Here is a 12,522-nt window from a genome sequence, read left to right on the forward strand (position 1 = left end):
GAGGAATCCCATGGCACGCGGCGTCAATAAAGTCATCTTGGTCGGCAATCTGGGCAATGATCCGGATGTGAAGTACACCCAGGGCGGCATGGCCATCACCACGCTCAGCGTGGCCACCACCCATGTGCGCAAGGATCGCGACGGCAACCAGCAGGAAAAGACCGAGTGGCACCGGGTCAAGCTGTTCGGCAAGCTGGGCGAGATCGCCGGCGAGTACCTGAAAAAGGGCCGTCAGGTCTATATCGAAGGCCGCTTGGAATACGGCAGCTACGAGAAGGACGGTGTGAAGCACTACACCACCGACATCATTGCCGATGAAATGCAGATGATCGGCGGCGGCGAAGGCGGCGGCCAGCGTGGTGGCAGCGAAGGTGGCGGCTATTCGCAGCAGCGTAGCGGTGGTGAGGGCGGTTATTCGCGTGACGGCGGTAGCGGCGGCAGCTATGGTGGTGAGCGCCCACAGCGCAGTGCCCCGGCACAACGGCGCGAGCCGGCACCCGCGGCGAAGGTGCAGGATTTTGACAGCAGCGTGCCGTTTGACGATGACATTCCGTTCTGATCAAACACCCACATGAGTGGCTCCCAGCGCCAGTTGACGCAGTGCTTCCTGGCCGAACCGTCGGATGTCAATTTCGGCGGCAAGGTACACGGCGGGCAGGTGATGCGTTGGATCGACCAGTGTGGCTATGCCGCAGCGGTGGGTTGGAGTGGCCGCTATAGCGTGACGGTGGCGGTGGGCGGCATTCGCTTTGTCGCCCCGATCCGGATTGGGGACTTGGTCAGTGTGGAGGCCACCCTGATCCATACCGGCACCACCTCCATGCATTTCGCGGTGGATGTGCGCGCCCGCGACCCCCGTGCGGATGCAGTACAGGCGCGGCTCTGCACGCATTGCGTGATCGTGTTCGTGGCCGTGGACGACGCGGGCAAGCCGGTCGCCGTGCCCGGCTGGACGCCGGACAGCGATGAGGATGTACGTCTGTCCGAGTACGCACTGAAGGTGATGGAGCTGAGCAAAGGCATCGAATCCACGATTGCTCGCTATCACCCGGCGGCAGAGTAGGCCTGAGCCAGCGATCAAGCCCAAATGCAAACGCCGCCTTGCGGCGGCGTTATCTGGCGGGGTACCCCGAATTAGCTGCCTGTGGCCAAGCGGCGGGCTTCCAGGTACTTTTGTGCCCAGTAGCCGGTGGTCAGGCTGGAAACGGTGACGTCGCGGCCGGTGCGTGGTGCATGCAGGAACTGGCCGTTGCCGATATAGATGCCCACGTGATCCACATGGCCCCGGCGGCCAAAGAACACCAGATCACCTTCGGCAAGTGCGTCACGGCTGGCCACCTTGGTGCCTTGGTCGGCCATCGAGCGGGACACCCGCGGCAGATCAATCCCGATCGTGCGGAATACATAGCCGACCAAGCCGCTGCAATCAAAGCCACCATCGGGGCTGTTGCCGCCCCAGCGGTAAGGCGTACCCAGCAGTGCGAATGCATTCTGGATGGCGGTACGCGCGCGGCTGACGGTGCTGATGCTGGCTGCGGTGTTCGGTGTCTTCGCGGTGTTGTCTTGGATGCTGGCGGCTGTGGCGACATCCGGGGTCGCAATGGCGGTTGTCGCTGGCAGCAAGGCCGATTGGACAGATGCGCCTGTGGTGGTCGCTGCAGTGGGATCTGCTTTTGCCGTGATCGGGTTCATGGCGAATGCCGGAACACTGGCGGCAAGCAGCAGGCCGGCAATGAGTAGACGAAACCCACGATTGGGGTGAATTTCGGCACGGCCGTCGGGCAGTTGGGCTGTCTTCACGCGGTCATCACATTGCAAAGCAGCGGCGACTATGCCCGGGATGGCCGGCGAAAGGGTCAAAAAAACGTTAGGCGGGCGAATATGAATGGGTAAAACACTGAATTTACCCGTTCATATTCGTGAATCTGTGGAAAAAATCACACCGAACCTCAGGCATTTCAAAACAGCAGGCGTCGCGCGCCGCTGTAATGCGTCTGCCACCAGCGGCCATCGAGCCGATCCAGCCGTACCGTGCCGCCGCTGCTGGGAGCATGCACAAAGCGACCATCACCCACATAGATCCCCACATGGCTGACCGTGCCTGCATCACCAAAAAACACCAGATCGCCGCTGGCCAATCGCGCCGGATCAATCTTTGGCCCTTGCAGCTTGGCCAGTTCACGCGTGGTGCGTGGCAGACGCAGATCCAACATGTCACGGAACACATAGCCCACCAGTCCGCTGCAATCAAAGCCACCTTCAGGCGTATTGCCGCCATAGCGATACGGAATTCCCACCAGGCTAATGGCACGCATCAGCACGGCGTTGGCCTTGGCCGGATCCACTGGGCGGGCATCTGTGCGTGGTGCATTGGGCGGCGGTCTATTGGGCCGCAACGGGCTGCCACCGCAGGCCGTCAGCAGCACGCTCACAATCGCAATGACCAGTACCGGTGATGGCGAAGGCAGGCCATTACACCGATAATAGGCGTCCGGTCGCTGCTGACAGTCGGCTGGTTTCATCATTTGCGCAGTGTTGCCGCATCGTTTCGCGGTGGCAAGCGCCCAACCGCAAGCATGAAGGCCCCCATGAAGATCGAACAAGACCGTGTCGTCCGTTTCCACTATGCCGTTGCCGAAACTGGACAGGAGGCGCTGGAAACTTCGAAGGATGCCGGTGAACCCTTGGCCATTCTGTTTGGTCGCGGCCACATCATCCCGGGGCTTGAAAAGGCGATGGCAGGCCGTGAAGCCGGCGAATCGTTCAAGGCGGACGTGACCGCTGCCGAGGCCTATGGTGAGCGCCGTGAAGGGCTTGGCCAGCGCATCCCCAAAAAGCATTTTGGCAATCAAAAACTGGTACCGGGCATGCAAGTGGTGCTGCAAACCAATTTCGGGCCGCGTGCAGTGACCATCGAAAAGGTCGGCATGAGCGTGGTGGACGTGGATCTGAATCATCCGATGGCGGGCAAGGATCTGACCTTCGACATCGACATCATCGACGTACGCGAGGCCAGCGAAGAAGAATTGGCGCACGGTCATGTGCACGGCGAGGGTGGTCACCAGCATTAATGACGGCCGCACGTCTCCGCTTTCCGTCGTTTGCGTTACATCATTTAGCGAGTCCTGTGCATCGTGAATGCTGCCAAGCCTGAAACTACCATCGACTGTTTGGTGATCGGTGCCGGTGTTACCGGCTTGGCGACCGCCTTGGCCTTGTTGGATGACGGTCGCGAGGTGACCATCATTGATCAGGGCTTGATCGGGAAGGGGGCATCGCACGGCAATTGCGGCACCCTCACGCCCAGTCATGCACCGCCACTGGCGGGGCCCAGCACATTGCAGCGTGCCGCACGTTGGATGTTCACGCCGGATGCGCCGCTATACATCAAGCCCACGCTGAATCCAGACACGCTGCGCTGGATGCTGGGGTTTGCGTTGCGCTGCAATCATCGCGATTACGAGGCCAGTGCGCGTGCAAAGTACACGTTGCTGGCAGACTCACGGCAGCGCATCCAGCAGTGGGTGACACGCTATCAGCTGGACTGCGAATTTGCAGAAACCGGTGAAGATTACGTGTTCAGAACCCGGCGCGACATGGATCGGGAGTTGGGCGACGTGCCAATGCTGCGTGAGCTGGGTGTGGATGTCGAAGTGGTGGAGGGGCGCGATTATGAGGCCCGCGACCCCGCCTTCAAGCCTGGTCTGGCTGGCGCATTGTGTTTTCGTGGTGATGCCGCTCTGCGCCCCGACCGTTACGTTGCGGAACTTGCGCGGGTAGTGCGCGAACGCGGTGGCCGCATCCTTGAACAATGCGCCTTGCTTTCGCTGGAATCCGGTGTGCAGGGCGTTGTGGCGAATACCGCACAGGGCCGGCTGCGTGCACGCGACGTGGTATTGGCCACCGGTGCGTGGGCGCCGCGTATTGCCAATGCCGTGGGGCTGCCTTGGTTGCGCAAGACCATTCAGCCAGGCAAGGGGTATTCGATCACCTATAGCTCGCCTGAGTTGACACCGAAGCGCCCGGTGATTCTGTATGAACCCTCCGTATGCGTGACCGCGTGGCCAAGTGGTTATCGACTTGGCAGCACGATGGAGTTCAGCGGCTACGACGACCGCCTCAATGCACAGCGTCTGGGTGCATTGGAGCGCGGGGCTGCGCAGTTCCTGCAGCATCCCGTGGGGCCAGAAGTACGCGAACAATGGTGTGGCTGGCGGCCGATGAGCCGTGATGACATTCCGCTGATTGGGCGCGCCCCGGGGCATGCCCATCTGTGGATGGCGGTTGGCCACGGCATGATGGGCGTCAGCATGAGTGCCAGCACCGGACAGCTATTGGCCGATATGATTGCCGGTCGCACACCCTGCGTGAACCCTGCGCCGTTCGACCCGGCGCGGTTTACCTGAGTACGCCCGGTGGCGTCCGGCAGCAGGTTGGTCGCCCAATCAGCTTAAATTGCTGGCACCGTATGTGACGATGGATGACCGGAGGCAAATCGATGCTCCCTGCAAGTCGACGGAAATACAGTGTCTTACAACAACTGCTGGGCCTGGCCGCAGCGTTGTTGGGTGCCTATTTCATCTGGTGGCTGCTGAATATGGCGTTCCCGGACAAGATGCATACCCTGATCGCTGCGGTCAGGGCGGCGTTGTGACGTCAGGCCGGAGTTATTCGCGGCTCTAGGATCAAGTCGCTCACAACAACCGAAGGCGGCCTGCGCCGCCTTCGGTTGTTTGATGCAGCGCAGGATTATTTTGCGTTTGATCCGATATGTTTCTTCAGGAATGCATCCATGCGGCGGAACAACTCGGCTCGATTTTCAGGCTTGTAGAAGCCATGCCCTTCACCGGGTGCCAGAAATGTCTCGACTGGCTTGCCGGCATCCTTCAGTGCTGCGGTCATTGCTTTATATTGATTCAGATCGGCAGTGTGGTCATCGCCGCCATGTACCAGCATCACGGGAACATTGATCTCAGCCACACGTTGCACCGGTGATACCTTCGCAAGGGCATCCATGTCAGTTCCCAGTGTGCGATCAAAAAAACGGGCGGTGCGTTTTGACTGTCCCATGTTTTTGTCAGTCTTGCGCATCAGTGGCAGGTCGTACACGCCGACATAGCCGATTGCGCATTTGTACATGCCTGGATTGAGGATTGGCTGGAATAGTGCGGTATAGCCGCCAAAGCTGGCACCAAAGGTGCAAATGCGGTTGGGCTCTGCCAGCTTTTGATCGATAGCCCAGCGGACGCCGTCGGTGATGTCATCCTGGATCGTCGTACCCCATCCTTTCCAACCGGCCTGCTCAAACTCCTCGCCGCGGCCACCCGAGCCACGATAGTTCACTTGCAATACCGCGTAGCCGTGACTGGCGAGGAACTGGACTTCGTCATCGAAGCCCCATGTATCATAAATGCCGAATGGGCCACCGTGTGCCATGACAACCATCGGCTTCGGGCCTGTGCCCATCGCGGTATAGAGGCCGAAGATATTCTGGCCACCGCGGTTGACGAACGTGATGGGGCGGGCTTTTGCCATCGTTTCAGGCTTGAGCCAAGGCCGATAATCGACCAATTTCTGTGCCTTGCCGGTGGCGCGGTCGAAGGTGTAGTAGCTGCCGGGATCGCGATCCGACCACACCGAGAACAGCACTTTGTTGCCGTCGCGACTGAAGCTGTTGAATGACAGCATTTCGCCGGGGAAGGATTTCATCAAGCCAGCATGCAGTTTTGCCCATTCCGATTCGGGGTCGATGTACTGGATCGACGGTGAGCGTGCGTCAAAGGTGACAGCAAATGGCAATCCTTCCAGCCCGCCGTACATGAAGCCGCTGACCGCAACGTCGGGATTACTCGCCAGCTTGGTGCGCGTGCCTGATTGGATGTCGACCCGGTAAGCCTGTGCGGGCTCCAGTTTGTCGGTGATCAGGGCGTACGCAGTGTTGTTGTCGGCGGCGAAACGGACGCTGTATATCTGACGGCCGGCAATCGATTTCGGCAGCGGTGCCCAATCTGCACCCTTGTTGCGACGGTAGTACTGAACGGGTTCATCGTTATCGTCCCAAGTGGTGCGAAGTCGCGCCTCACCGGTTTCGTCAAACTGGTAATACGCCCGGCCGCTAGTGCGTTCGACTTCTTTGCGTGCACCTGTGCGGGTGTCGACTTTGAAGATCACGGTATTGGGTTCGGTACCGCAATCCCAACACAGGAAATTCACCAGCGCCATGCCGGGCTCGTTAGGGAGGACCTTGGCAAGTACAGACCAACCGTGGTCATTGCGCTTGCCACGCTTGCCTTCGTGCTCCGGGACGTAGCCGAACAGCACGTCTTGGTTCTTGCCCTTTACGTCGGTGGTATAGAGCTCGCCTTGTGTGCTTGGGCGGGCTTTTAATGGTTCCATTTCTGCGCGGGCAACAACCAGTTGGTCGTCTGCGGTCCAGGTAATGTCAGAGACATGCTGTTGTGGGCCGAAGCGAAGGATTTGCGATTTTCCGCTTTGGATGTTGAAGATTTCCAGTCGGGTTTCCATTCCATCCGCAGTTGGTACCGCCATTGCCACGTATTGGCCGGAAGGAGAAAGGGACAACTCCCAGGCATCGGGTCGTTTTGCGAAATCTTCGGCACTGGGTGTCTGTGCTGTTGCCACCGTAGCGGAAAACAGCAAGAGTGACGCGAGCATATGCCGCGCATGGTATTGTTTTCTCATGTGGTTTCCTGTCCATGTGATGGCCGTTGCTCCCCAGCACGGCAGGGTCGATTTTAACGGTTTCGTGGCGGAAAGATGCAATAGGGCATCCCGGATTGAGGTAATCCATCGGATTGTCATCAGCGGCCAATCACGAATCGTTGATTGTGGGTGTGCCGGAGTGGCTTCATACCTCCAGTGTCGCCAAATCGCCCTTCTGTTCCAGCCATGTCTTGCGATCGGGTGCGCGTTTTTTTGCCAGCAGCATGTCCATCAGTGCGCGGGTGGCGCTGTCGTCATCCACGGTGAGTTGTACGAGGCGGCGGGTGTCGATGTGCATGGTGGATTCGCGCAATTGCAGCGGGTTCATTTCACCCAGGCCTTTGAAGCGCGTGACGTTGACTTGGCCTTTGAGTTTTTCGCGCTGGATTTTTTCCAGCAGCAGGCGTTTTTCTTCTTCGTCCAGTGCGTAGAACACTTGCTTGCCCACATCGACACGGAATAAAGGCGGCATCGCCACGAACACATGACCGGCGCGCACCAGTGCCGGGAAGTGGCGCAGGAAAAGAGCGCTCAACAACGTGGCGATGTGCAGGCCGTCGGAGTCGGCATCGGCCAGGATCACGATCTTGCCGTAGCGCAGGCCGTCGATGTCGTCCTTGCCGGGGTCGCAGCCGATGGCGACCGCAAGATCATGCACTTCCTGCGAGCCCAGCACTTGTCCGGAAGCCACTTCCCAGGTGTTCAGGATTTTGCCGCGCAGCGGCAAGATGGCCTGAAAGTCTTTATCGCGAGCTTGCCGTGCGCTGCCGCCGGCTGAATCGCCTTCCACCAAAAAAAGTTCGGTGCGCGAGAGGTCTTGCGAAATGCAGTCGGCCAGCTTGCCGGGCAGGGCCGGGCCTTGCGTCACTTTTTTGCGGACGATTTGTTTTTCGGTTTTAAGCCTTGCGCTGGCGCGGTCGATGGCCAATTGCGCGATTTTTTCGCCGAACTCGGTGTTGGTATTGAGCCACAGCGAAAATGCATCGTGCGCCGCACTTTCCACAAAGCCGGCCGCTTGCCGTGAGGATAGGCGCTCTTTGGTTTGCCCGGAAAACTGCGGATCGGTCATCTTCAACGAGAGTACAAACGCCACCCGGTCCCACACATCTTCCGGCGCAAGTTTCACCCCGCGCGGCAGCAGATTGCGAAAATCGCAAAACTCACGTAGCGCGTCGGTAAACCCGCTGCGCAGGCCGTTGACATGGGTGCCGTGCTGGGCGGTGGGGATCAGATTGACATAGCTTTCTTGCACCAGCTCGCCTTCGGCCAGCCACGCCACCGCCCAGTCCACCACTTCGGTGTCTTTTTTCAGGCTGCCAACGAATAGCTCCGGCGGTAGCAAGTCGCGATCGGTGAGTTCACCTTTCAAATAATCGCGCAGGCCATCTTCGTAATACCACTGTGCGCGCTCGCCGCTGGCCTCATCCCAAAAGCTCACGGTAAGGCCGGGGCACAGCACGGCTTTGGCGCGCAACAGGTGTTTCAGCGCGCGCAGGTTGAATTTGGGTGTGTCGAAATACTTGGCATCCGGCCAAAAACGCAGGCGGGTGCCGGTGTTCTTCTTGCCGACGCTGCCAGCTACCGATAATGCGGAGACACGATCCCCATTGGCAAAGCCCATGTGGTATTCGTTGCCGTCGCGCTTGATGAATACATCCACCTTGCACGACAGCGCATTGACCACGCTGACGCCCACGCCGTGCAGGCCACCACTGAAGGTGTAGTTCTTGTTGTTGAATTTGCCGCCGGCATGCAGCCGGGTGAGGATGAGCTCAATGCCGGGAATTTTTTCTTCGGGATGAATATCCACCGGCATGCCGCGGCCGTCATCGCTGACCTCGCAACTGCCATCGGCAAACAGGGTGATGCTGATGGCTTTGGCATGGCCGGCCAGCGCTTCGTCCACCGCGTTGTCGATCACCTCTTGTGCAAGATGATTGGGACGGGTGGTATCGGTGTACATGCCGGGGCGGCGCTTGACCGGATCCAGACCGGAGAGAACTTCGATATCGGCGGCGTTGTAGCGGGTATTCATTGGCGAAAACAAATCCTACGGGTCTTGCTTGGGCGTGCAAGTGTGCGGTCTTGCGGCGCGATTTGCACATGCGGTGCGGTCGGTTCACGCCCGGCAAGCCCTACAATAGGCGCACAGGGTGAATTGGCCAGCTGTTCGAGGGGGTTTTGTGGGGGATGTTGAAGGGCGCGGCACAACGCACGCGGCCACGTTGCCGTTGCTTGCCGCCGATGTGGGCGGCACCTATGCGCGGATCGGGCTGGTGCAGGTGGATGGCCAGACCATCACCCTGGGTTTCCATCAGCGCTATGCCTGTGCCGAGTTTTCCGGGCTGGCGGAGATCTTGTGCACCTTTCGGCAGGCGCTTGCCGACGCCGCTGGCGCGGAGTTTCCGGATACCTGTGTGGTGGCCATTGCCGGCGTACTGCAAGGCGATGTGCTGCTCAATAGCAACCTGCCGTGGCAGGTGTCGCTGGCCGAAACCAGGCAGGCCGCCGGGATCGCGCAGTTGCACCTGATCAATGATTTCGAAGCACTGGCCTGGGCACTGCCACAGGTACCGTTGTCACAGCTGGAGGTGCTCGGCAAGGGCGATGACAGCGGGCTGTCACTGCCGGCACTGTTGCTGGGGCCGGGAACGGGCCTTGGCGCGGCGCTAGTGGTGGATCAGGGCGGACGCATTGGGGTGCAGCCGAGCGAGGCCGGGCACGCGCAGTTGGCGGGCAACACCCCGTTTGAGTTGGATGTGGTGCGCCTGCTGCAGGCGCGCTTTGGTCATGTGGCCAGCGAGCGCGTGTTTTCCGGGCCCGGGCTGATCAATCTGTATCAAGTCCTGTGCGAGCTGCGCGATATCCAGCCGCGCTGGCGCATGCCGGCCGATCTGGTGGATGCCGCCGATGCCGGCAGCGATGTGCTGGCGGCCGAATGCGTGGCGTTGTTCTGCCGTTGGTTTGGTAGTTTTGCCGGCGATCTGGCGATTACCTTCCGCGCCCGTTCGGTGTGTCTGGCGGGCGGATTGACGGGGCATTTGCAGCACTACCTGCGGCAGGGCGGCTTCATGCAGCGCTTTATCGACAAGGGGGTGCTGTCCGACACCTTGCGTGAGGTGCCGGTGTACACGCTGGAACACGGCCAATTGGGCTTGATTGGCGCAGCGGCGTGGTACGTCGCGCGCACGCACGCTTGAAGAATTTGGGGGCTGCTGCGGCCACAAAAAGGCAACTTGCCGCCAGAAATCGCTAGAATACGGGTTTCCAGCGCCGCGCTGCTCACATGACAACCCCCAATTCCCATACGCCCTTGCTCTTTGTTACCGGGGGCGTGGTGTCTTCGCTTGGCAAGGGTATTGCCGCTGCCTCGCTTGCCGCCATTCTTGAGGCGCGTGGTTTGCGCGTCACCATGATGAAGCTTGACCCGTATCTGAACGTGGATCCGGGCACCATGAGCCCGTTCCAGCATGGCGAGGTGTATGTCACCGACGATGGCGCGGAAACCGACCTTGATCTGGGCCACTACGAGCGCTTCGTCAACACGCGGCTGTCGGGCCTGAACTCGATCACCACCGGGAAAATCTACGAGGCGGTGATCCGCAAGGAGCGGCGCGGTGATTATCTGGGCGGCACCGTGCAGGTGATCCCGCATGTGACGGATCAAATCAAGACCTGTATTGATGCCGCCACCGATGGATTTGATGTGGGCATCGTCGAAATTGGCGGCACTGTGGGCGATATCGAATCGCTGCCGTTTTTGGAAGCCATCCGCCAATTGCGTACCGAGCGCGGTGCTGACAAGGCGATGTTCATGCACCTGACCTTGGTGCCCTACATTGCTGCCGCCGGCGAACTCAAAACCAAGCCCACCCAGCATTCGGTGAAGGAATTGCGCAGTATTGGCATTCAGCCGGACGTGCTGATTTGCCGTAGCGAACAGCCGCTGCCCGAGGGCGAGCGCCGCAAGATCGCGCTGTTCACCAATGTGCCGGAAAAAGCGGTGATCTCGGCCATTGATCTGGACAACATCCACAAGATTCCACGCTGGTTCCATGCGCAGGCGCTGGATCAGATCGTGGTGGATCAGCTGCATTTGTCTGCGCGCGAGGCGGACCTGTCCGAATGGGATGCGGTGGTCGATGCCGCCAGCCACCCGGACGATGCCGTCACTATTGCCGTGGTCGGCAAATATGTGGATCACCAGGACGCCTATAAATCGGTGGGCGAAGCGCTCAAGCACGGCGGCATTCGCCAGCGCACCAAGGTGACGCTGAAGTGGCTGGAAGCCGAAGACGTGGAGCGCGAAGGCGCGGCGCAGGTGCTGGCCGGCGTGGATGGCGTACTGGTGCCCGGCGGGTTTGGCGATCGCGGTTTCGAAGGCAAGGTGTTGACCTCGAAATATGCGCGGGAAACCGGACTGCCGTACTTTGGCATCTGTTATGGCATGCAGGCGGCAGTGGTGGATGTGGCCCGCCATTTGGCTGGGTTGGAGGGTGCCAACAGCACCGAAAATGACAAGCAAGCCAAGCACCCCGTCATTGGTCTGATCACCGAATGGCGCACGCAAAGCGGTGATATCGAACGCCGCGATGAGGGCTCCGACTTGGGCGGCACCATGCGTCTTGGCTTGCAAGAACAGCGCGTCAAGCCGGGGACGCTGGCGCATGCGTTGTACGGCAAGGATGTGGTGGGTGAACGGCACCGCCATCGCTACGAATTCAATAACGGCTATCGTGAGCAGTTGGAAGCCGCGGGCATGGTGATCTCGGCCAAGTCGATGGATGACTTGTTGGTGGAGATGATCGAAATGCCACAAACCGCGCATCCGTGGTTCCTGGCCTGCCAAGCGCACCCTGAATTTTTATCCACCCCGCGCAGCGGGCATCCGCTGTTTGTGGGGTTCATCAAGGCCGCGCGTGAGCGCAAGGCGAGCAACCAGAAGTGAGTGCATCGATGAAACTTTGCGGCTTTGATGTGGGCTTGGAACACCCGTTGTTCCTGATTGCCGGACCCTGCGTGGTGGAAAGCGAACAGCTGCAATTGGATGTGGCCGGGCAATTGAAGGAAATCACCGGCCGGCTTGGCATCCACTTCATCTTCAAGTCGAGTTTCGACAAAGCCAATCGCACATCGATATCGAGTTTCCGCGGCCCCGGCATGGAAGAAGGCCTGCGTGTGTTGGCGGAAGTCAAACGTCAGATCGGCGTGCCGGTGCTGACCGACGTCCACGAATACACGCCGATGGACGAAGTCGCCTCGGTGGTGGATGTGCTGCAAACACCTGCCTTTTTAGTGAGGCAGACCGACTTCATCACCAAAGTTTGCGCCACCGGCAAGCCGGTCAACATCAAGAAAGGCCAATTCTTGTCGCCGTGGGACATGGCCCCGGTGGTGGAGAAGGCCAAGTCCACCGGCAACCAGCAGATCATGGTGTGCGAGCGCGGTGCCAGTTTTGGCTACAACAATCTGGTCAGCGACATGCGCTCGCTGAGCGTGATGCGCCAGACCGGTTGCCCGGTGGTGTTTGATGCTACTCACTCGGTGCAATTGCCGGGCGGGCAGGGCAGCACCAGCGGTGGTCAGCGCGAATTCGTGCCGGTGCTGGCGCGCGCTGCGATTGCGGCAGGCGTGGCCGGTATCTTCATGGAAACCCATCCGGATCCCAGCAAGGCGTTGTCCGACGGCCCCAATGCGTGGCCATTGGGCAAGATGGAAGCCTTGCTGACCACCTTGCTGGAACTCGATGCGATTACCAAACGCAGCGGTTTTCTGGAACACTCCCTGTAATCCCCTACG

General features: G+C 59.9%; 12 protein-coding genes. 8 read left to right on the forward strand and 4 right to left on the reverse strand.

The window, feature by feature from the left end:
• Window positions 1-10: 10 nt before the first annotated feature.
• Both ssb and K7B09_RS07295 read left to right on the forward strand, forming a co-directional pair.
• The gene (ssb, locus tag K7B09_RS07290; RefSeq protein WP_223628359.1) at window positions 11-559 is read left to right on the forward strand and encodes a single-stranded DNA-binding protein; all 549 of its coding nucleotides are present in this window, start codon (window positions 11-13) and stop codon (window positions 557-559) included.
• A gap of 12 nt (window positions 560-571) precedes the next feature.
• Window positions 572-1,063 (forward strand): acyl-CoA thioesterase, encoded by a 492-nt coding sequence (locus K7B09_RS07295; RefSeq protein WP_223628361.1) that lies wholly within the window; start codon window positions 572-574, stop codon window positions 1,061-1,063.
• A gap of 71 nt (window positions 1,064-1,134) precedes the next feature.
• Here the strand turns inward: K7B09_RS07295 and K7B09_RS07300 are convergent, their stop codons facing one another.
• Together K7B09_RS07300 and K7B09_RS07305 are read right to left on the reverse strand one after the other, a co-directional pair.
• Window positions 1,135-1,800 carry a C40 family peptidase gene (locus K7B09_RS07300; RefSeq protein WP_223628363.1) on the reverse strand — a complete coding sequence of 222 codons (666 nt, stop codon included), beginning with the start codon at window positions 1,798-1,800 and terminating at the stop codon, window positions 1,135-1,137.
• Window positions 1,801-1,958: 158 nt separating this feature from the next.
• On the reverse strand, window positions 1,959-2,525 hold the full coding sequence (locus K7B09_RS07305; protein WP_223628365.1) for a C40 family peptidase: 567 nt from the start codon (window positions 2,523-2,525) through the stop codon (window positions 1,959-1,961).
• 63 nt (window positions 2,526-2,588) lie between these two features.
• On the opposite strand from K7B09_RS07305, the gene K7B09_RS07310 reads away from it, so the two are divergent.
• The 3 genes from K7B09_RS07310 to K7B09_RS07320 all read left to right on the forward strand — a co-directional run bounded on the left by K7B09_RS07310 (window position 2,589) and on the right by K7B09_RS07320 (window position 4,654).
• On the forward strand, window positions 2,589-3,071 hold the full coding sequence (locus K7B09_RS07310; RefSeq protein WP_223628368.1) for an FKBP-type peptidyl-prolyl cis-trans isomerase: 483 nt from the start codon (window positions 2,589-2,591) through the stop codon (window positions 3,069-3,071).
• Between the two features lie 63 nt (window positions 3,072-3,134).
• Entirely contained in the window at window positions 3,135-4,406 is a 1,272-nt protein-coding gene (locus K7B09_RS07315) for an NAD(P)/FAD-dependent oxidoreductase (protein WP_223628370.1), read from the forward strand.
• A 74-nt stretch (window positions 4,407-4,480) separates the two neighbouring features.
• A complete protein-coding gene (locus tag K7B09_RS07320; protein WP_223628372.1) occupies window positions 4,481-4,654 on the forward strand; it encodes a hypothetical protein in 174 nt (57 codons plus the stop codon).
• Window positions 4,655-4,749: 95 nt separating this feature from the next.
• Here K7B09_RS07320 and K7B09_RS07325 read toward each other — a convergent pair whose 3' ends face one another.
• A complete protein-coding gene (locus K7B09_RS07325; protein WP_223628375.1) occupies window positions 4,750-6,702 on the reverse strand; it encodes an alpha/beta hydrolase family protein in 1,953 nt (650 codons plus the stop codon).
• A gap of 166 nt (window positions 6,703-6,868) precedes the next feature.
• Complete coding sequence (gene parE, locus K7B09_RS07330) at window positions 6,869-8,758, reverse strand: DNA topoisomerase IV subunit B (RefSeq protein WP_223628377.1); 1,890 nt, start codon at window positions 8,756-8,758, stop codon at window positions 6,869-6,871.
• Window positions 8,759-8,906: 148 nt separating this feature from the next.
• On the opposite strand from parE, the gene K7B09_RS07335 reads away from it, so the two are divergent.
• The 3 genes from K7B09_RS07335 (at window position 8,907) to kdsA (ending at window position 12,513) form a co-directional block, all read left to right on the forward strand.
• Complete coding sequence (locus K7B09_RS07335) at window positions 8,907-9,923, forward strand: glucokinase (protein ID WP_223628381.1); 1,017 nt, start codon at window positions 8,907-8,909, stop codon at window positions 9,921-9,923.
• Window positions 9,924-10,009: 86 nt separating this feature from the next.
• Window positions 10,010-11,671 carry a CTP synthase gene (pyrG, locus tag K7B09_RS07340; protein ID WP_223628382.1) on the forward strand — a complete coding sequence of 554 codons (1,662 nt, stop codon included), beginning with the start codon at window positions 10,010-10,012 and terminating at the stop codon, window positions 11,669-11,671.
• 8 nt (window positions 11,672-11,679) lie between these two features.
• Complete coding sequence (gene kdsA, locus K7B09_RS07345; RefSeq protein WP_223628384.1) at window positions 11,680-12,513, forward strand: 3-deoxy-8-phosphooctulonate synthase; 834 nt, start codon at window positions 11,680-11,682, stop codon at window positions 12,511-12,513.
• Window positions 12,514-12,522 lie beyond the last annotated feature (9 nt).

This window comes from Thermomonas beijingensis (assembly GCF_020034655.1).
In the GTDB taxonomy this organism is placed as follows: Bacteria; Pseudomonadota; Gammaproteobacteria; order Xanthomonadales; family Xanthomonadaceae; genus Thermomonas; species Thermomonas beijingensis.

Excerpts from the sequence above, each read along its gene's own strand:
- parE (WP_223628377.1), bottom strand. The coding sequence starts at position 8,758 with ATGAATACCCGCTACAACGCCGCCGATATCGAAGTTCTCTCCGGTCTG.
- K7B09_RS07295 (WP_223628361.1), top strand. The coding sequence starts at position 572 with ATGAGTGGCTCCCAGCGCCAGTTGACGCAGTGCTTCCTGGCCGAACCG.
- kdsA (WP_223628384.1), top strand. The coding sequence starts at position 11,680 with ATGAAACTTTGCGGCTTTGATGTGGGCTTGGAACACCCGTTGTTCCTG.
- K7B09_RS07320 (WP_223628372.1), top strand. The coding sequence starts at position 4,481 with ATGACCGGAGGCAAATCGATGCTCCCTGCAAGTCGACGGAAATACAGT.
- K7B09_RS07325 (WP_223628375.1), bottom strand. The coding sequence starts at position 6,702 with ATGAGAAAACAATACCATGCGCGGCATATGCTCGCGTCACTCTTGCTG.
- K7B09_RS07305 (WP_223628365.1), bottom strand. The coding sequence starts at position 2,525 with ATGATGAAACCAGCCGACTGTCAGCAGCGACCGGACGCCTATTATCGG.
- K7B09_RS07310 (WP_223628368.1), top strand. The coding sequence starts at position 2,589 with ATGAAGATCGAACAAGACCGTGTCGTCCGTTTCCACTATGCCGTTGCC.
- ssb (WP_223628359.1), top strand. The coding sequence starts at position 11 with ATGGCACGCGGCGTCAATAAAGTCATCTTGGTCGGCAATCTGGGCAAT.
- pyrG (WP_223628382.1), top strand. The coding sequence starts at position 10,010 with ATGACAACCCCCAATTCCCATACGCCCTTGCTCTTTGTTACCGGGGGC.